Consider the following 18,725-nt stretch of genomic DNA (forward strand, 5'->3'; position numbering starts at 1 on the left):
GACGAGTCTACGGGCTTGCGTCCGGGCGATACCGGTTCGTGATCGGCATGCGGCGGTCGCGGCCGAACGCCTTCGGGGTGATCTTGATGCCCGGCGCGGCCTGCCGTCGTTTGTACTCGGCTCGGTCGATCAACTGGACGACGCGTTCGACGAGTTCCGGATCGTCGCCCGACGTGGCGATCTCCTCCGGAGAACGATCCTCGACGACGTACGCTTCGATGATCGGGTCGAGCTGCTCGTACTGGGGAAGCGAATCCGTGTCCTTTTGGTCCGGCCGCAACTCTGCCGATGGTGCCTTCGCGACGACGCGGTGGGGGATCGGTCCCTCGCCCGGTCCCTGAGCGTTCCGCCACCGCACCAACTTGTAGACGAGCGTCTTGGGGACGTCCTTGATCGGTGCGAACCCGCCAGCCATGTCTCCGTACAGTGTGGCGTACCCCACGGCGTACTCGCTCTTGTTCCCCGTCGCGAGCACCATCGAGCCGAACCGGTTCGAGAAGGCCATCAGCAGGTTGCCCCGGATTCGCGCCTGGATGTTCTCCTCGGCAAGGCCGGGCTCGGTTCCGTGGAACGGCTCCCGCAGCGCGTTGAGGTATGCCGAGAAGACGTCGTCGATGGCCACCTCGTCGAGCCGGACCCGCAGGCGACGTGCGACCTCCGTCGCGTCCTCGGTGCTCTCCGCCGACGAGTACCGCGACGGCATCGTGAGCGCGCGAACGGACCCGGCGCCGAGCGCGTCCGTCGCGAGTACGGCGACGAACGCCGAGTCGATTCCACCGGACAGCCCGAGCACCACCCCCTCGAACCCGTTCTTGCGAACGTAGTCGCCGAGACCGAGCTCGAGGGCGCGGTAGATGTCCTCTGGTTCGCCCGGCCATTCGGGCCGATCCTCGGCGATCGAGCGGTCGCCTTCGATGTCGACGATCAGCAGGTCCTCCTCGAACATCGCGGCGCGGTGCCGCAGCGTTCCGTCCGGCGCGACAACCATGCTTCCCCCATCGAAGACGAGCTCGTCCTGGCCACCGATGGTGTTGACGTACACGATCCATGCGCCGGTCTCGAGTGCGCGATCGCGCGCGATCTCGATGCGCTCTCCCGCCTTGCCCCGGTGATACGGCGAGCCGTTGATGTTGAGGACGATCGGGGTCTTTCGGGCGGCGTACGCGTCGAATGGCGGGCCGGGCGCCCACGCGTCCTCGCACACGGAGAGCCCGAGCTCGGAGCCGGCGAGGCGCACTGCACATTCGGCATCGCCTGGAACGAACGTTCGTTGCTCGTCGAACACCCCGTAGTTCGGCAGCTTGACCTTGTGGTAGCGGGCGACGATCTCGCCGTTTGCCACGAGCGCCGCCGCGTTGTGAAGCCCTCGGTCGGTCCGATCGACGAAGCCGGTGACGATGGAGCAGCCGCCCGCGGTCCGCTTTGCCAAGTGCTCGAGCGCCGAGAGGTTGTCGTCGACGAACGCCGGCCGCAGCACCAGATCTTCCGGGGGGTACCCCGTGATCGCGAGCTCGGGGAAGACCACGACGTCGGCGCCGGCCTCGGTGGCTCGAGACGCCCACGCGGTCATGAGCTCCACGTTGCCCTCGAGATCGCCGACCGACGGATCGATCTGCCCGAGCGCGATGCGAACCATCGCCGCTCAGCCTAGCCGTGGGCCAGCGTTCCTCCGCACCCCAGGTCGAGACGCGAACGAGATCGACCGGTTTAGCCACCCAAGGGTTCGTGGACCGATCCCAGGGACGCCAACCGCTTCCGCGCTCTCTCGCGAGAGACGATGTCCTGCTTTGCATCGAGGAGCGTCTCGGCCTGGCGTGCGGCGTCTCGAGCATCGTCGAGCCTGCCGCCAAGCTCGTAGATTTCGGCGAGATCCAGCAGCGTCGATGCTGCGGCATCGGGATCCTCAGACGGGTCGATGAGTGCCACCGCCTCTTTGCCCAACGACTGCGCGTTCTCGAGGTCACCCGTTCGGGCGAGGACCTTCCCCTGGATCGAGCGCCACAGGAACTGCGACGAGATGTCGTCCGGCGAGGCGAGCTCGCGGCAGATCGCGCAGTAGCCGGCCGCATCTTCGAGACGGTCTTGCTGGTACAGCGCTTCCGCGAGGAACGCTGCGGTGGTGGACAGGTAGTACTTCTCGCCCATGGCATCGAGGGCGGCGAAGTCGAGCAAGAGCTCGACCTCCGCGGCGGCCGGATCGCCTGCCAAGAGCTCGATCGGCCCAGAGGACTGAGACGTGACGGCGGCCTGTACCTTCCACCCCAACTCCTCGAGGGAAGATCGACTCTCCCGACACAGTTCACGGGCGCGGTCGAACTGTCCTCGCATGGCTTCGAGATGCGCGAGCGCCCGCTTCGTCACCGCGGCGGCCTTCCGGTCGGATCCCGTCCGCCCGAGGATCTCGGTGCACCGTTCGATGGCGTCGGGTACCGGCGTCGGTCCGTACAGCGCACACGTGGCGAGGGCCGGCAAGACCCGATCCTCGAGCTGCGTGTTCCCTGCACGACGCGCGTACTCGACCATCCTCTGCGCCGCTGTCTCACTCGAACCCCACCGGCATGCCTCCCAGTGGACGAGCGTCAGCATGCGCCACGCGCGTGCGAGCCCCTCGTTCTGCCGAAGCTCCTCGAGAAGCGGCATGGTCCGCTCGACCTCCGCTACGACGTCCGCGCCGCTCTCCTCGGGCGCGGTCTCGTATCGGAGGCTGAGCATCATCATTCGACCGGTCGCCTCGAGCCCTGCGTCCCCTCGTCGGGCGGCCGAGTCCATGCCGGCTTGAAGGAACATCTCGGCCGAACGGAACTCGCCGAGCTCCATCAGCGCCTCGCCGGCGTCGAGGAGGTGACGCGACCGCCGTTCGTCCTCAGCGGGAAGCAAGGTCGCGGCTCGCTGCAGCAGGTTCGACGCGGCGTGGAGGTCCGCCCGTGCAAGCGCTCGATGTCCGGCGGACGCGAGATACCCGGCGGCACGCAGCCCGAGCTGACGCGCGTGATCGTCGACGGGCGCCAGTTGCACAAGGACGGTGTACGCCTGTTCGAGGTGGTAGCCCCGGATCTCCTCGTACTCCTTGATTCGGTCGGTCGTGACCTCCTCGAGCCAGTCGACGAACCGTTCGTGTAGCTCGGCCCTCGTCCGCTTCAGCAGGCCGAGGTACGCGGCATCCCGGATCAGGACGTGCGCGAACCGGTAGGCCTCCTGACCAGCGAACATCGATTCGCCGGGGTGGATCAGTTCCTTTCGCATCAGACCACCGAGGCTGGCCTCGACGAGCGGCCGGGTCGGCTCGCCAACGAGGTACTCGACACCGCCCCGGAAGAACACCTGTCCGATCACCGCGCCGCGACCGATCACCGTGCGCTCCGCCGTGGACAGCCGGTCGAGGCGCGCCGTGAGAAGCGCCAGGATGGAGGGAGGAATCGTGATCGAGCGCTGGTCGCCGACGATCATCCAGGCACCGGTTTCGTCACGGCGAAGGACGCCCTCGTCGATCAACATCGAGACCATGTGCTCCACGAACAGCGGGTTGCCCTCAGCCGCTTCGATGATCCGGGCACGCAGCCGCTCGTCGAGCGCCGCCCCGAGGACGTTCTCGACGACGCGCGCGCTCTCATCCTCGGAGAGAGGCGAGAGCGTGATCCACGTTGCGTGCTCCTTGTCGTCGACCCACTCGATCTGGTCGTGGAGCAGTTCCGGTCGCGACGAGCAGACGATCAGCACGGGAGCTTCGACCGATTCCAGCAAGTACGACAGGAGCTCCAGGAAGGTCGGCTCGGCCCAGTGGATGTCGTCGATCAGCATCACCGTCGGACGCTCGCGCGCGACGACCTCGAGGAGACGGCGCGCACCCCAGAACGTTTCCCGCACGGGGAACGTCGCATCCGAGAGGCCGATCGCCGCCGCGACGCGCTCCGCGGCATCGCGGCCCTCCTCGCCGGCCAGCGTGAAGAGCTTTGCGCGCGCCGTCTCGAGCGGATCGTCGTCCGAGATGTCGGCTGCCTGTCTGATCACCTCTCCCAAAGGCCAGAACGTGATGCCGTCGCCGTAGGACAGGCATCGGCCGCGCACGGCGGAGATCCGGTCAGCCTCCCTGTCGAGGAACTCGCGCAGCAGGCGAGACTTGCCCACCCCGGCGGGCCCGACGACCGTGACCAACCGCGGTCGGCCATGCGCCTCGACGTTGTCGAGCGCGCCCGTGAGACTCTCGAGCTCTTCGAGCCGGCCGATCATGGGCGCGTGCATCCGGCGGCTGATGGCATCGTCGACGGCGCGGACCGACAGCAGCCGGTACGCGGGTACCGGCTCGGCCTTGCCCTTGAGCTCGAGCGGCTCGACCGGTTCGATCTCGACGCTGTCTCGCACCAGGCGGTACGTCGGCTCCCCGATCAAGATCTCGAGCGCCGGTGCGGCTTGCTCGAGCCGCGCCGCGGTATTCACCGCGTCGCCGGTCACGAGTCGTTGACCTGAGGCGACGTCACCCGCCACGACGTCGCCGGTGTTGACCCCAGTCCGGTTCTCGAGACGGACACCCCACCCCTGCTCCAGGCGGTCGTTCACGACCTCGAGCGTGGCCTTCATCTCGAGCGCGGCGCGGACCGCACGGAGGGCGTCGTCCTCGTGGAGAGTCGGCAGCCCGAAGACGGCCATGATCGCGTCGCCGATGAACTTCTCGACGGTGCCGCCGTGCCGCTCCAGGACCGCCTTCATCTCGTTGAAATAGACGTTCAGGACCTCGCGGACGGACTCCGTGTCGAGCGCCTCCCCGAGCGCGGTCGATCCCTTGAGGTCGCTGAAGACGATCGTGACGGTCTTGCGAACTTCCGGTGCGACCTCTTCAACGGCGAGCTTGGTCCCGCAGATCCCGCAGATGCGGAACCGATCGGGGTTCTCCTCGCCGCAGTTGGGACAGATCTGCACGCGGCAAGTGTATGAGCGTCTCCCGGCGCGGGGGAGGGACCGTGCGAACTATCGAGCGCGAAGCGTCTACTGCGGAGATGCGCGAGGGCCGATCCTTCGGATCGGCCCTCGCGGTTGATCTGTCGATCGAGCCGTCTAGATCTTCCCTCGACCGTCCGCCACGATGACGGTGACCCGGCGGCCACCACCGTTGAGTCCGGTCTGCGAGACGATGCAATTGAGCGGATCGATGCCCGTATTGCAGTCGGAGAGCAGCCCGTTGGTGTCGTTCCCCGAGTCTCCCCAGTGATCGTCGCCGAACTTGTCGGTGAACGGCTTGCCCTCGCTGTCGAAGCAGAAGTCGAGGTGGTCCGAGCCTCGATCGACGATCTGCCGGATGATGCTCTTGCTCAAGTCGATGACGATCGTCTGTGACCCACCGCCTGTGTACTTCCAGACGACGGCATCGCCCGTGAGCGGCGTGTACCCGGCGCACGCAACGTTCACGTCAGCCGAAACGAATGTCCCCAGGTCACCACCGGCACCTGCAGACACCGTCGTCTTGATGCTGTTGTTGCCGTTGTGTCCGTGAACCACGCAGGGAGTGGTCGTGCACGCTTCGCCCTCTTGATAGACGCCGAAGACGTCCGTCTGCGGAGTCCCGACAACGCCGGTACCTGTGGCCTTCAGCTTGTACCCCTGGCCGATCTTGTTGATCGTGATGGGCGAGCACGTGCCACACGTGCCGTCGAACGTCGCGACGCCGCTGCCGTTCGACACCGCTGAGATCGACCCGGCCAGCGTGGCGCCAGTCGGGTTGGTCGCGAACGCGAGGGTGACCGAGATACCCGGCCGGGGTGCCCCGCTGCCGTCCTTCACGATCGCTTGGATCGCCAAGCCGTCTGCCGTATACGGGGCGCTCGTGATGTTCTGACTCGGCCCGCTGGTGTTCGCCCCGAACTCCGCGTCCGCCGGCTGGCGCCCAGTAACGAACTCGGCGGTGCACGAAGGCGTGAGCGTCGTCGTCGGCTGCTCGTTGATGTCGAACGAAGAGCCGTTGAAGTTCGGACCCGATCTCGCGGCGACCGACCACGCCGCACTCGCCGGGCTACAGGCAGCCTGGGCCGTGAAGCTGAGGGTGAACGGAGACGAGGAGGAGATGCTGAGGCTCCGGCCCTGGATTTGCGAGGCCGACGGCCGGGTGACGCCGGCAGGCGGCGACACGAGAGGGGAAATGCTCCAACCTGATGGTGCAGTTAGGTTGAACGAACTGATCTGGCCGCTTGATGGCGCGAGCGAGAACGTGAAGTCTTGGGTCGCGCCCGCCTCTGCCGGGGGCGATGAAGCCGTGATACTCGCCGTCGCGGTCGATGGAACGGCGAGCGCGGCTGGCGCCATCAGGCCTGTCAGCAACAGAAGGGCGGTAAGGACGAATGGCGCACCCCAACGGGGAGTAGCGAGCTTCACAATCTGCCTCCTGACGGGTCGCCGGACCAATGCATTTGCTGTCCCCCGTCCGGGCGACCGGAGGATGGCCGAAGAAGTCTCCCGGCGGTAGCGCTCGCTGTCAACTGAGGCGTGCCTGAGGCGAGAGGCAAATCCACCGCACGTCCCGCAGTTGGGGGATGACTGTGGAAGGGCAATCGAGCCAGCAGCTGACAAGGCGAGCGAACAGCTACAGGATGGGCAGGTATCGCTCCAGCTCGTAGGGGGTGACGTAGGACTTGTACGAGTCCCACTCCTCCCGCTTGTTTCGGATCAGGAACTCGTGGACGTGCTCGCCCAGCGCGTCTCGGAGCACCTTCGACTCGCTGGCGAGCTCGATCGCCTCGTAGAGATCCGCCGGGAGCGACCGGATCCCCGCAGCGCGGCGCTCTGCCTCGGCCATCTCATAGATGTTGTTGGAGGCCTCGGGCGGGAGCTCGAGCTCCTCCTCGATCCCCGCGAGACCCGCCGCCAGCATCGTCGCGAACGCCAGGTACGGGTTGCATGCCGGGTCCGGGGAGCGGAACTCGATCCGCGTCGCCTCTTCCTTGCCTGGCTTGTACTGCGGAACCCGCACGAGCGCCGAGCGGTTCCGGCGGGCCCAGCACACGTAGACGGGTGCCTCGTACCCGGGAACCAACCGCTTGTACGAGTTCACCCACTGGTTGGTGACGAGCGTGATCTCCGGCGCATAGGTAAGGATCCCCGCGATGTACCGCTTCGCGGTTCGCGACAGGTGGTACTCGTCGCCCTGCTCGAAGAATGCGTTGCGATCGCCGGAGAACAGCGACTGGTGGGTGTGCATCCCGCTGCCGTTCACGCCCATGACCGGCTTCGGCATGAACGTGGCGTAGATGCCGAACTCCTGCGCCACCTCCTTCACCGTGAGCCGGTAGGTCATGACGTTGTCCGCCATCGTGAGCGCGTCCGCGTAACGCAGATCGATCTCGTGCTGGCTCGGGGCCACCTCGTGATGGACGTACTCGACCGGGATCCCCATCGATTCGAGGTACGCGACGGTCCGCTTGCGCCAGTCCGTGGCTACATCCAGCGGCGTCTCGTCGAAGTAGCCGCCCTGATCGAGGAAGGACGGGTCGTCGGGGCCGCGGAAATAGAAGTACTCGAGCTCCGGACCGACGTAGAACGTGTAACCGAGCTCAGCCGCGCGCGCGAGCTGTCGCTTGAGGACGTTCCGGGGGTCGCCCTCGAACGGCGTCCCGTCGGGGTTCAGCACGTCGCAGAACATCCGCACGACCTGCGCCTCGGTCTTCCACGGGATCAGTTGGAACGTCGAGGGGTCGGGGATCGCCACCATGTCCGACTCCTGGATCCTGCTGAACCCGTCGATCGACGAGCCGTCGAACCCCATGCCCTCGGCGAACGCGCCCTCGAGCTCCTGCGAGGTGATGGTGAAGGACTTGAGGAACCCGAGCACGTCGGTGAACCACAGCCGAACGTACCGGATGCCTCGCTCCTCGATCGTCTTGAGCGCGTACTCGGCTTCGGCTGAGAGCGCCATGCCTTGCAGCGTAGCGCCTCCGCGGCCACGCCCGTTACGGGAGGGTTAACTCTCCACGTCTGGGTGTAGTCGGTTGCCTGCGCGCTCCGGCCGCGACGCCGGGCATCATGTCTTGGTGATCACGCCCGAGGTGCTCGGCCGAACGCTGTCGACGGCCGCCGACCCCGAGCTCGCGCGCGTCGCGCTCTCACGAGTGGGCGAGGGTCCCGGCGTTCGCGAGGTCCTGGCGCGAGAGGACGTGCTCGCCGTGGCCGTTCGAGTCCTGGGGTTCTCGACCGCGGCCGCCGACTTCCTGGTGGCGCATCCGGAGGAGATCGGCGTCTTCGCCGACGTTCGGGCGCGAACACGCGCCGAGCTCGACGCGGAGCTCGCCGATGATGTCGAACGGCTCGGTGCGGCGGGCGGGCTTCGGCGATTCCGTAAGCGAGCGATGCTGCGGATCGCGGCCCGAGATCTCGGCGACGCGACGTTCGAGGACATCGTTGCGGAGACCACCGCGGTCGCGGAGTCGTGTCTCGCGCGCGCGAGCGAGGAGGCGACCCGCCTGGCGCTGATCGCGCTCGGAAAGCTCGGTGGGCGCGAGCTCAACTACTCATCAGACGTCGACATCGTGTTCGTGTCCGCCGACACAGCCGGCGGTACACAGGTCGACCGCTCTGTCGCGGCGTTGATTCGCCTGCTTTCGGAACCCACTGCGGAGGGGGTCGCGCTGCGCGTCGACCCGACGCTGCGGCCGGGTGGTCGCGGCGGCGCGTTGACGCGTTCGCTCGGCGCCATGCGCGAGTACTACGCCTCGACGGCCGCGACGTGGGAGCGGCAGGCGTTGCTGAAGGCGCGTCCGGTGGCGGGAGACGTCGAGCTCGGCGAGGCGTTCGTCGAGGCCGTCGCCCCGTTCGTGTATCCGGACGAGCTCACGCCGCGAGCGATCGACGAGGTTCGTCAGGTCAAGGTTCGGCTCGAGGAATACGTGCGCGCCCGGGGCAAAGCAGCTGTCGAGGTCAAACGGGGGTGGGGCGGGATCCGCGACATCGAGTTCGCGGTCCAGCTGTTGCAGATCGTTCACGGTCGTCGCGACGAGCGGCTTCGCGAACCGAACACTCTGGCCGCGCTCGACGCGCTCGCGTCCTCCGGATACGTCGCCGAGGCCGACGCCGACTCTCTCGCCGGCGCCTACCGGTTCCTTCGAACCGTCGAGCACCGGTTGCAGATCGTGCGCGACCTCCAGACACACGAGCTCCCGTCGGATCGAGCCGCGCGGAGCACGTTGGCACGGTCGCTTGGATTCTCGGGTCTCGCCGGCCTCCAGGCCGAGTACGAGCGCCAGACCGCGCTCGTTCGCGGGCTGCACGAGCGGCTGTTCTATCGCCCGCTGTTGGAGGCGTTCGCCGGGCCGCGCGCGCCGCGGCCGGGTGTCGATCGCCTGGCGACGGAGGAGCTTCTTGCTGGACTCGGCTTCCAGCGACCGTCCCAGGCCTTCGCGGTGCTCGACCGCCTGGTCGACCCGTCGACCCGACTGGGGAAGGTCCTCGAGCACCTGTTTCCGCTCGTCGCTCCGCCCCTCGCGCTCGCGGCCGATCCCGACGCCGCGCTCGTTCGCATGGAGCGCGTCGCCGCGGCGATCGGGGAAGACCACGAGGTCCCGGACGTGCTCGCGGGAGATCCTGGCGCGGCTGTGCGTCTCGGGCACGTCGTGTCGGCGAGCTCGTTCGCGAGCGATCTGCTCGTCGCCAACCCGCGGTCCGTACGTGCGCTCACGAACCGCGCCGCCACACATGACGCCGCCGGCTCGCTCGTGTCCGTTGCCGCACGCTACGCCAGCCGCGAGCTCGCACCGAAGGACGTGGGAGCGGCCCTCTCCAACGTGGCCGACGACGTCGTTCGAGAGGCGATGAAAGCCGCTCGAGCGGACGTCCCCTTCGCGGTGATCGGTCTCGGGAAGCTCGGCGCACAAGAGCTGAACTTCGCGTCGGATCTGGACGTCGTGTTCGTCTACGACGGCGAGGGACCGAACGAGTTCCGCAGCGGCGTCGAGATCGCCGAGCGGATCATCGCGGGCATACGCGCTGCCGGATGGGAGCCGGACGCCGACCTTCGTCCGGAGGGGCGCAGCGGTCCGCTGGCGAAGTCGTTTGCCGGCTACCTCGAGTACTGGGAGCGATACGCCGAGACGTGGGAGTTCCAGTCGTTGCTCCGAGCGCGGTTCGTTGCCGGCGACGAGGGATTGGGGATGCGATTCCGTTCGTTCGCGTCGGACTTCGCGTATCCCGAGTACCTGCCCGTCGAGCGCGCATCGGAGATCCGCCGGATGCGCGAGCGCATCGAGCTGGAGCGGGTCCGTCCACCGGAGGCAGCACGGTTCCACTTCAAGCTGGGGTACGGATCGCTCGCAGATGTCCAGTTCGCCGTGGAACTGTCGCTCATGCGGTTCGGCGGCGCACACCCGGAGATCAGAACGGCGCGAACGCTCGAGGCGATCGAACGGCTCGCGCAAGCGCGACTCGTGGAGGACGGCGTCGCGCTGGCGTTGGGGGAAGCGTTCGTCTTCCTGAACGACGTGAAGAACGCGCTCGAGGTCGACCGTCGAGTGCATGCCGAGGCGATCCCGGCCGCGCCGGACGAACAGCTCGCGCTCGCCCGCCGGCTCGGATTCGAGGAGTATCCGCGCCAGACATTCCTGCAGGAGTACCGGAGGATCACGCGGCGCGCCCGGCGGGCAATGGATCGAATGTTCTACGAGGAGGCATGACGGGGTCCATCGACCCGAGTTGGATCGTCGAGTTCGAGGCCGGCGCGGCCCTCCCGGAACGCGCTCTAGATCCGATCGATGGCGCGGACCTCCATCCTCGGTCCGAACGCCGGTGCTCGGATGCCGCTCAGCTCGAGGAGCGCCTGCACTCGGCCGCGGTGAGGACGGAACGGTTCGAGCAGCTCGAGCATCCGCTCGTCGGTTCCGCGCGGCTCGCCGGCGAGCGCCCACGCCACGAGGTTCGGGACGTGATAGTCGCCGACCGACACGGCGTCCGCGTCGCCGAGCGCGATCCGGGCGACCTCGGCGACGCTCCACGGACCGATCCCGTGGATCGAACCGATGCGCGCCTTCGCCAGGCCGAGCGGCAGCCTCTCGGATCCATCCAGCCATGCCGCGCGTGAGCACATCGTCCTGAGAACGTTCGCGCGCCGCTGTTCCACCCCGAACGGGTGGAACTCGAAGTACGCCATCTCGGCGACGCGTGCCGGATCGGGCGGCATCAGCAGAGCGAACGGACCGGGTGCGGGTTCGCCGATCGCGTGTGTCAGTCGACGGTACGCGCGCCGCGCTTCGCCGCCGGTGACCTTTTGTTCGAGGACGATCGGGATCATCCGCTCGGTGATGAGTCCGGTGTGCGTGATGCGCAAGCCGCGACGGCGGCGCCAGACGTCGCGGACGACACCCTGCGGCGGATCGAACCCGTCGACGTCGTCGAGGGCGCCGCACCAGGCCGGCGCGCGATCGAGCATCCAATCTGCGCCGGGCCCCCATACCTCGACGTCGACGCCACCGTCCGTCGAGCGGAACTGGATGGTGACCGGACCCTCCGGCGTCCTCGACGCGCGGACGACGTCGCGCTCCGACAGGCGCATCGTCGGATCGCCTGCCCCCCGGTACAACGGACGGAGCGTCGAGCGAAGGTCGATCGGTTGCGGCGTCGGAACAAAGCGTGACGGCATAGCGCGCGCAGGCTACGACACCTGCAAACGCCGAGAGCCGACCCGATGGCGGGCTCTCGGTTCGCTCTCTCAGCGCTCAGAGATCGAAGTACAGCGAGAATTCATATGGGTGAGGCCGCAGCCGCACCTGGTCGAGCTCGTGCAATCGCTTGTACTCGATCCACGTGTCGATCACGTCCTGTGTGAACACCCCGCCGTCGAGCAGCCACTGATGGTCGGCCTCGAGCGAGTCGAGCACCTCTTCGAGCGAGCCCGGTACCTGCTTGACGGTCGCCTTCTCGGCCGGCGGCAGGTCGTACAGGTCCTTGTCGATCGGCTCCGGCGGCTCGATCTTGTTCTTCACGCCGTCGAGCCCCGCCATGAGCATCGCCGCGAACGCGAGGTACGGGTTGCACGACGGGTCCGGCGTGCGGAACTCGAGGCGCTTCGCGCCGGGGTTCTTGAAGTACTGTGGGATCCGAACGCACGCGCTCCTGTTCCGCTGCGAGTAGACGAGGTTGATCGGCGCCTCATATCCCGGAACGAGCCGGCGATAGGAGTTCGTCGTGGGGTTGGTGAACGCCAGCAGCGACGAAGCGTGCGTGAGCAGGCCGCCGATGTACCACCGGGCCATGTCCGAGATTCCGGCGTAGCCGATCTCGTCCCAGAACAGGTTCTCGTCGCTCCGCCACAGGCTCTGGTGCGTGTGCATGCCCGAACCGTTGTCCATGAAGATCGGCTTGGGCATGAACGTCACGGTCTTGCCCGCGTGCCGTGCCGTGTTCTTGACGACGTACTTGTACTTCATGACCTTGTCGGCGGTCGCGAGGAGCGTGCCGTAGCGCATGTCGATCTCGGCCTGTCCGGCCGTGCCGACCTCGTGGTGGTGCACCTCGATGTCGATCCCGGTTCTCTCGAGGTTCAGCACCATCTCCGAGCGGAGGTCCTGATAGTGGTCCATCGGGGGAAGCGGGAAGTAGCCCTCCTTGTACCGCGGCTTGTACCCCAGGTTGGGCTGACCCGAGAGCTCGCGCTCGCGCCCCGAGTTCCACACGCCCTCGATCGCGTCGATGTGGTAGTAGCCCTCGTGCTGGTTCTGGTCGAACCGGATCGCGTCGAAGATGTAGAACTCGCACTCCGGCCCCCAGAACGACGTGTCGGCGATCCCCGTCTGCTTCAGGTACAGCTCGGCCTTGCGCGCGATGTATCGCGGGTCCCGCGAGTACATCTCGCCCGTCACCGGATCCTTCACGAAGCAATGGATGTTCAGCGTGCCGTGTGCGGTGAACGGGTCGAGATACGCGGTGTCCGGGTCGGGTACCAGGAGCATGTCCGACTCCTGGATCTCCTGGAAGCCGCGGATCGATGAGCCATCGAAGCCCAGCCCCTCGTCGAAGCTCTCCTCGGAGAGCTCGCTAACCGGAACCGAGAAGTGCTGCATCAACCCCGGAAGGTCCGAGAACCGAAGATCGACGATCTCGGCCCCCGATTCCTTGGCCAGGGCGAGAACCTCTTTGGGCGATGCCATCCCGCCTCCCCTTCTGCCACCCGTGGACGGACGCGGACAGCCTAGGAGCGACAGTGGGAAGAGCCGTTTCCGGCGCGTTAACTCTTTGTTTCGCTACCGCGAGGCGAGGGTGGCCGGAACCGAGGGCTCCCAATCACGGAGCAGCTCGGCGACCTTGACGATCAGCGTCGCGCCACCGGCGATCTGCACGAACCTGCCGAGCGGCGTCTTGAAGACGGGGTGCCGAACGATGAGCGGAGCGGCCAGGATGAGCCCGCGCGCCGCGATCGCGCGATACCTGCGACCCTGCTCGGACGCCAGCCAGGCCCGCGCCTCGTCGATCCCCTCGTCGACCTCGGCCTCGAGCTGACCGGCGAGCGCTCGGAGCTCCGCCGCCTTGCTGCCACGCATGCTCGCAGCGTACCCGTCCGTCGACATGCCGGAACGCGAGTCGAACTAGACGTCCGCCGCTCTGTACCCCACGCCGCGAACCGTCTCGATCAGATGCTCGAACTCCGGGCCGAGCTTCGCGCGCAACCGGCGAACGTGCACGTCCACGGTCCTGGTTCCGCCGTAGAAGTCGTACCCCCACACCTCTCGGAGCAGCCCGGGCCTGGTCAGGACACGGCCGGGACGTTCGGCCAGGTACCGAAGGAGCTCAAACTCCTTGAACGTGAGGTCGAGCGCGCGCCCGTGCACCGTCACGCGGTACGAGTCCTTGTCGAGCATCAGCGCACCGAGTCTCACGGTGTTCGAGTCGCCACCGCCGGCCCGCCTGCGAAGCATCGTCAGACGCAGGCGGATCTCGGCTTCCGGGGCCCCGGGGAACAACAGATCGTCGGCTACCTCGTCCCATGCGAACCGCTCGAGATCCGCCCGCTCGACCACCGCTACGACCGGCGGTCGCGCCCCGTGCTGGTGCACCGTTCGAAGGACGGCGAATCCTTGTCCGACGTTCTCCACGGCGTCGACGAGGACGACATCGGGCTCGAGCTCGACGACGTGGCCGACTGCCGTCACCGAGAGATGCTCGGTCTTGACATCGAGGAGCAGTCCGGCGAGCGCCGGCAGGACCTCGTCCGGCGAGCGATCCGAGAGCAAGACCGTGCGACCCACGATGACGAGAGTATCGACAACAGGCGTTCCGACGATAGCCTGAGCAGTGATGTCGACTGTCAAGGTCCGCCTGTTCGCCGCGCTGCGCGAGCTCGCGGGTGCCAGCGAGGTCGATGCCGAGGGCTCGACGGTCAGCGAGGTGGTCGACGCGCTTTCGGCGCGTTACGGGCACCGGTTCGAAGCGATCGCGCGGACCGGCTCCATGGTCGTCGACGGCGAGCGTGCGCGGCCGGACACCGCGCTGACCGGCTCGGAGGAGGTCGCTCTGCTCCCTCCCGTGTCGGGCGGGTGACCGGCTCGACGGGATACGCGGGCCGACCTGGGTTTTGTCATACTGACCCGACCCCATGCGCTTCGAGCGACTCCTCCTCGTGGTCAACCCGGTCGCCCGCACATACTCCAAGGCCACGCTCGCCGTCATCGAGAAGGCACTCTCCGCCGACTTCCGCCTCGAGGTAGTCGAGACGAAGGAGCGCGGACATGCGTTCGAGCTCGGAACACAGGCTGTGCACGACGGGATCGACCTCGTCGTCGTGTTCTCCGGCGACGGGACCGTCAACGAGGTCGTGAACGCGCTCGCGGGAACGCGGACGGCGCTGGCTGCACTTCCTGGGGGCGCGACGAACATCCTCGTTCGCTCGCTGGATCTGCCGCTCGATCCGATCGAGGCGACCGGCACGCTCATCGGCAAGGCGCTCGATGACCACGCGTTCAAGCTCTCGCTCGGTCGTGCGGATGGTCGGTACTTCGCGGTGAACTGCGGCGCCGGCGTCGACGCTGCGGCGATGCGGCGGCTCGACGCGAAGTTCCCGCGGACGAAGGCCGACTTCGACAGGGTCGCGTTCCGCGCCGTGGCCTGGGAGCTGCTCGTCCGCTACGCCGGCAGAACGGCGGACCTGCAATTGCGGATCGACGATGGCGAGCCGGTGCCATCGCTCTCGGTGATGGTGGGGCGGACGGACCCGTACACGTACTACAAGGGCCGCGGGCTGCGGATGACGCCGGATGCGTCGCTCGATTCGGGTCTCGACGTGCTCTCCGTTCGAAAGCTTCGACGCCGGAGCGTCCCGCGCATCGCGTGGCAGGTGTTCGGCTCCGCGCGACACGTTCAGGGTCGTGACATCGACTACGTCCACGACGCGTCTCACGTCCTCGTGACGTCCGAAAGGCCGTTCCCTGTGCAGGTCGACGGGGACTCGCATGGCGATCACAAACGGCTCGAGGTAGACCTGGCCCACGAGGCGCTGTGGGTCGTCGCGTAGTGCGTTAGGGAGCCGTCTCCTTTGCTACGGGGGTTCGCACAACGCTCGCTACGCTCGCTGTGCTACCCCCCGCGCCCCCTCGCTCCTGGATCCCGCACTCCCACTTCGACAAGCCGGCCCAACGGCCTTCGCGCTCGTGTTCGCCGGGGAGCTGCACGCGGGTGCACGGCGCGCACCCGATCGACGCATAGCCCAGGTCGTACAGCAGGTTGTGCGGCAGGGCGTGCTCTTTCAGGTACGCCCACGTGTCGCGACGAGACCACGTCGCGACCGGGTTGATCTTCACGATCCACCGGCCGTTCTCGACCTCGTACCGATCGACGATGGGAGCACGGGCGCGGGTCGGTGACGAATCACGACGGAACGCCGTGATCCACGCCTCGTACCCTCGGAGTGCGGCAAGCATCGGCTGAACCTTGTTGATGTCGCAGCAGCGTTCGGGATCTCGTTCGTACAGCCGCGGGCCGAACGCGGCCGCTTGTGATGCGACCGTGTGCTCCCCGACGACGTCCACGACGTTCAGTCCCAGGTGCTCGGTGAGACGAGCCTTGAAGGCTAGCGTCTCCGCGAACTGGAACCCCGTCTCCAGGAACAGGATCGGAACGTCGGGGCGGAACTCACCCGCCATGTGCATCACGCACGTGCCCTCGGCCTGGAACGCAGACGCGATGGCGATCGGCTCGAGGCCGGACTCGGAGAGCGCCCAGCGAACGACCTCTCGTGGATGTGCGCGTTCGAACCGTTCGTTGAGGTCGCGGACGGCCGAGTCGGATAGGAGGGTTCGGGACATAGGGAAGTCTCCCCGTCGGTGCGCGAAGTATAGGCGCGCACACCGAACGGCGCCGTCCGCCCAAGAGTTTGCGGTCGGATCGTCGCCGCTATGCTGACGCCCCCATGGAGCCCAAGCCCTCCCAGTCGATCGCGCCGCACGGCGGAACGCTCGTCGACCTGCTCGTATCGGAAGGTGACCGCGACAAGCTCGCCGACGAGGCACGCAATTTCCCGAAGCTCACGGTGAACGAGCGGGAGCTGTCGGATCTCGAGATGCTGTCGATCGGCGCGCTCTCGCCGCTGACAGGCTTCCAGGGCAAGGCGGAGTACGACTCGATCCTCGACTCGATGCATCTACCGAACGGGCTGCCGTGGACGATTCCCGTGACGCTCTCGCTCACCGACGAGGAGGCGAAGCGGATCGGCGGTACGGAGGCCGTCTCGCTCGTACCGGACGAGGCGGCGGAACCGCTCGCGATCCTCGAAGTCGACGAGGTCTTCGAGCGTGAGCGAGAGCGTGAGGCGCAGGCGGTGTTCGGCACGGACGACCTTGCCCATCCCGGCGTCAAGGCGCTGAACGATGCGGGTGATCTGTGCGTCGCTGGCGAGCTTCGAGTGCTGCGGCTGCCGGAACACGAAGACTTCCGCCAGTACCGGCTCACGCCGGCGGAGACACGCGCGGAGTTTTCGCAGCGAGGGTGGCGAACCGTGGTCGGGTTCCAGACGCGGAACCCGATCCACCGCGCGCACGAGTACCTCCAGAAGTGCGCGCTCGAGATCGTCGACGGCCTGCTCGTTCATCCGCTCGTTGGCGCAACGAAGGGCGACGATGTGCCGGCGGACGTTCGGATGCGGTGTTACGAGGCGTTGTTCGACGGTTACTACCCCAAGGACCGCGCGATGGTCACCGTGTTCCCAGCGGCGATGCGTTACGCCGGTCCGAAGGAAGCGATCTGGCACGCCATCGCGCGGAAGAACTATGGATGCACGCATTTCATCGTAGGTCGCGACCACGCCGGCGTCGGCGACTACTACGGGACGTACGACGCGCAGCGGATCTTCGAACGATTCGAACCCGGCGAGCTGGGGATCACGCCGCTGATGTTCGAGCACTCCTTCTGGTGCAACCGGTGTGAGGGGATGGCGTCGCCGAAGACGTGTCCTCACGGTGATGAGGACCGCGTCTCGCTTTCCGGGACGAAGGTCCGAGAGATGTTGCGCGCGGGTGAGCGGCCGCCCCCCGAATTCAGCCGGCCCGACGTCGCCGACATCCTGATCGAAGCGATGCGCGCCCGCTAGGCGCGGTTGCTCGCGCGCGCACCGATGCTTGCCCGAGCGCGAACACGTTCGGTACTCTGCGGCAGCCTGAGCGCGGCCGACGAGCCGAAGGGGGTGCGGACGACCGCTCGCAGGAATCGGTTCTCATCACTGATTCCCCTGGCCCTCGTGGCGGGGCTCCTCAGCCTCTCTCCCGCGCTCGCCGACACGCAAGAGGAGCTCGATCGCGCCAAGGCCGACCTCGCCGACGTCCAGGCCGAGCTCGATCGAGCCACCACGGCGTGGCATTCGGCGATCGTTCGTCTCGAAGCGACGAAGACCGAGATCGTTCAGGCCCACGACCGGATCGGTGATCTGGAGCTTCAGCTCGAGCGCATCGATGCTCGGCTCGCGAGGAGAGCCGTCGCGGCGTTCACGAACGGGCCGGCGACGACGATCGACATCCTGCTCTCGTCCTCGTCGTTCACCGAGTTCTCCGACCGCTTGGAGTTCCTTGGCAGCGTGGCACAGGACGACGTGGATCTGGCCATCGAGCAACAGGTTCTGCAGGATCAGCTCCGAAGTCAGCGTGAGGACCTGCAGGTGCTGTCCGAGCGGCAGGCCGAGGAGGCTCGGGATCTCGCGGCCGCCCGCACGGCCATCGACGAGCGGTTCCGCCAGATCGAGGATCGGGTCGACGAGCTCCAGGCGCAGGTCCGCGAGGAGACGGCGTTCCTGCTCGTTTTCGGCCAGACCCCGAACCCCGACGGGGTGATCCAGCGATGCCCCGTCGCTGGTCCCAACTCGTTCGTCGACTCGTTCGGATGGCCTCGCTCGGGAGGGCGGGCGCACCAGGGGATCGACCTCATTGCGCCCTACGGCACACCGATCGTGGCCGCCCACGCCGGGGTCGTCTCGCAGAGCACGAGCTCCCTCGGAGGGCTCCAAGCGTACGTTCACATGTCTGGCGGCACGTACACGTTCTACGCTCACCTCTCGAGCTACGCGGCCGCCGGGAGCGTGAGCGCCGGCACCGTGATCGGGTACGTGGGGAGCACAGGCAACGCCGGGAGCACGAACCACCTGCACTTCGAGTACCACCCCGGCGGAGGGGCGGCCGTGAACCCCTATCAGATGCTCCTCGCGGTCTGCTGAATCCCTCGTGCGCTTCGGAGTTCCCTCGACGCACGAGCGCTACGATGCCAACGCCTCGGGCCGGCGGGAGTCT

At 67.2% G+C, this 18,725-nt stretch carries 15 protein-coding genes; 6 read left to right on the forward strand and 9 right to left on the reverse strand.

What is annotated here, in order from left to right; translation table 11 throughout:
- Nucleotides 1-7: 7 nt before the first annotated feature.
- The 3 genes from VFA08_10785 to VFA08_10795 all read right to left on the reverse strand — a co-directional run bounded on the left by VFA08_10785 (nucleotide 8) and on the right by VFA08_10795 (nucleotide 5,790).
- Complete coding sequence (locus VFA08_10785; GenBank protein ID HYZ14067.1) at nucleotides 8-1,636, reverse strand: NAD+ synthase; 1,629 nt, start codon at nucleotides 1,634-1,636, stop codon at nucleotides 8-10.
- 71 nt (nucleotides 1,637-1,707) lie between these two features.
- On the reverse strand, nucleotides 1,708-4,914 hold the full coding sequence (locus VFA08_10790; GenBank protein ID HYZ14068.1) for an adenylate/guanylate cyclase domain-containing protein: 3,207 nt from the start codon (nucleotides 4,912-4,914) through the stop codon (nucleotides 1,708-1,710).
- Between the two features lie 135 nt (nucleotides 4,915-5,049).
- The gene (locus VFA08_10795; GenBank protein HYZ14069.1) at nucleotides 5,050-5,790 is read right to left on the reverse strand and encodes a hypothetical protein; all 741 of its coding nucleotides are present in this window, start codon (nucleotides 5,788-5,790) and stop codon (nucleotides 5,050-5,052) included.
- Between the two features lie 115 nt (nucleotides 5,791-5,905).
- Between VFA08_10795 and VFA08_10800 the strand changes: the two genes are divergently transcribed.
- A complete protein-coding gene (locus tag VFA08_10800) occupies nucleotides 5,906-6,451 on the forward strand; it encodes a hypothetical protein (protein ID HYZ14070.1) in 546 nt (181 codons plus the stop codon).
- Nucleotides 6,452-6,568: 117 nt separating this feature from the next.
- Here VFA08_10800 and VFA08_10805 read toward each other — a convergent pair whose 3' ends face one another.
- A complete protein-coding gene (locus tag VFA08_10805) occupies nucleotides 6,569-7,897 on the reverse strand; it encodes a glutamine synthetase family protein (protein HYZ14071.1) in 1,329 nt (442 codons plus the stop codon).
- Between the two features lie 73 nt (nucleotides 7,898-7,970).
- On the opposite strand from VFA08_10805, the gene VFA08_10810 reads away from it, so the two are divergent.
- Complete coding sequence (locus VFA08_10810; protein HYZ14072.1) at nucleotides 7,971-10,643, forward strand: DUF294 nucleotidyltransferase-like domain-containing protein; 2,673 nt, start codon at nucleotides 7,971-7,973, stop codon at nucleotides 10,641-10,643.
- 65 nt (nucleotides 10,644-10,708) lie between these two features.
- On the opposite strand, the gene VFA08_10815 is transcribed toward VFA08_10810, so the two are convergent.
- The 4 genes from VFA08_10815 to VFA08_10830 form a co-directional block, all read right to left on the reverse strand.
- Nucleotides 10,709-11,605: a DNA-3-methyladenine glycosylase 2 family protein gene (locus VFA08_10815; protein HYZ14073.1), complete on the reverse strand. Its 897-nt coding sequence runs from the start codon at nucleotides 11,603-11,605 to the stop codon at nucleotides 10,709-10,711.
- 76 nt (nucleotides 11,606-11,681) lie between these two features.
- Nucleotides 11,682-13,112, reverse strand: a complete 1,431-nt coding sequence (glnA, locus tag VFA08_10820) for a type I glutamate--ammonia ligase (protein HYZ14074.1) — start codon at nucleotides 13,110-13,112, stop codon at nucleotides 11,682-11,684.
- Between the two features lie 93 nt (nucleotides 13,113-13,205).
- A complete protein-coding gene (locus tag VFA08_10825; protein HYZ14075.1) occupies nucleotides 13,206-13,502 on the reverse strand; it encodes a hypothetical protein in 297 nt (98 codons plus the stop codon).
- Nucleotides 13,503-13,547: 45 nt separating this feature from the next.
- Nucleotides 13,548-14,207, reverse strand: coding sequence for a winged-helix domain-containing protein (locus VFA08_10830; protein HYZ14076.1), 660 nt, complete (start codon nucleotides 14,205-14,207; stop codon nucleotides 13,548-13,550).
- Between the two features lie 49 nt (nucleotides 14,208-14,256).
- Between VFA08_10830 and VFA08_10835 the strand changes: the two genes are divergently transcribed.
- Both VFA08_10835 and VFA08_10840 read left to right on the forward strand, forming a co-directional pair.
- Complete coding sequence (locus tag VFA08_10835) at nucleotides 14,257-14,499, forward strand: MoaD/ThiS family protein (GenBank protein ID HYZ14077.1); 243 nt, start codon at nucleotides 14,257-14,259, stop codon at nucleotides 14,497-14,499.
- A 55-nt stretch (nucleotides 14,500-14,554) separates the two neighbouring features.
- On the forward strand, nucleotides 14,555-15,469 hold the full coding sequence (locus tag VFA08_10840) for a diacylglycerol kinase family protein (GenBank protein ID HYZ14078.1): 915 nt from the start codon (nucleotides 14,555-14,557) through the stop codon (nucleotides 15,467-15,469).
- Nucleotides 15,470-15,473: 4 nt separating this feature from the next.
- Here VFA08_10840 and VFA08_10845 read toward each other — a convergent pair whose 3' ends face one another.
- Nucleotides 15,474-16,259, reverse strand: coding sequence for a phosphoadenylyl-sulfate reductase (locus VFA08_10845; protein ID HYZ14079.1), 786 nt, complete (start codon nucleotides 16,257-16,259; stop codon nucleotides 15,474-15,476).
- Nucleotides 16,260-16,363: 104 nt separating this feature from the next.
- On the opposite strand from VFA08_10845, the gene sat reads away from it, so the two are divergent.
- The gene (sat, locus tag VFA08_10850) at nucleotides 16,364-17,539 is read left to right on the forward strand and encodes a sulfate adenylyltransferase (protein ID HYZ14080.1); all 1,176 of its coding nucleotides are present in this window, start codon (nucleotides 16,364-16,366) and stop codon (nucleotides 17,537-17,539) included.
- A 93-nt stretch (nucleotides 17,540-17,632) separates the two neighbouring features.
- Nucleotides 17,633-18,652 carry a peptidoglycan DD-metalloendopeptidase family protein gene (locus VFA08_10855; protein HYZ14081.1) on the forward strand — a complete coding sequence of 340 codons (1,020 nt, stop codon included), beginning with the start codon at nucleotides 17,633-17,635 and terminating at the stop codon, nucleotides 18,650-18,652.
- The last annotated feature ends 73 nt before the right edge of the window (nucleotides 18,653-18,725 follow it).

This window comes from Actinomycetota bacterium, assembly GCA_035640355.1.
In the GTDB taxonomy this organism is placed as follows: domain Bacteria; phylum Actinomycetota; class UBA4738; order UBA4738; family HRBIN12; genus CALGFI01.

Bases quoted from the DNA above. Each gene is read 5' to 3' on its own strand.
- VFA08_10785 (HYZ14067.1), bottom strand. From the start codon at position 1,636: ATGGTTCGCATCGCGCTCGGGCAGATCGATCCGTCGGTCGGCGATCTC.
- VFA08_10805 (HYZ14071.1), bottom strand. From the start codon at position 7,897: ATGGCGCTCTCAGCCGAAGCCGAGTACGCGCTCAAGACGATCGAGGAG.
- VFA08_10815 (HYZ14073.1), bottom strand. From the start codon at position 11,605: ATGCCGTCACGCTTTGTTCCGACGCCGCAACCGATCGACCTTCGCTCG.
- glnA (HYZ14074.1), bottom strand. From the start codon at position 13,112: ATGGCATCGCCCAAAGAGGTTCTCGCCCTGGCCAAGGAATCGGGGGCC.
- VFA08_10825 (HYZ14075.1), bottom strand. From the start codon at position 13,502: ATGCGTGGCAGCAAGGCGGCGGAGCTCCGAGCGCTCGCCGGTCAGCTC.
- VFA08_10835 (HYZ14077.1), top strand. From the start codon at position 14,257: ATGTCGACTGTCAAGGTCCGCCTGTTCGCCGCGCTGCGCGAGCTCGCG.
- VFA08_10840 (HYZ14078.1), top strand. From the start codon at position 14,555: ATGCGCTTCGAGCGACTCCTCCTCGTGGTCAACCCGGTCGCCCGCACA.
- VFA08_10845 (HYZ14079.1), bottom strand. From the start codon at position 16,259: ATGTCCCGAACCCTCCTATCCGACTCGGCCGTCCGCGACCTCAACGAA.
- sat (HYZ14080.1), top strand. From the start codon at position 16,364: ATGGAGCCCAAGCCCTCCCAGTCGATCGCGCCGCACGGCGGAACGCTC.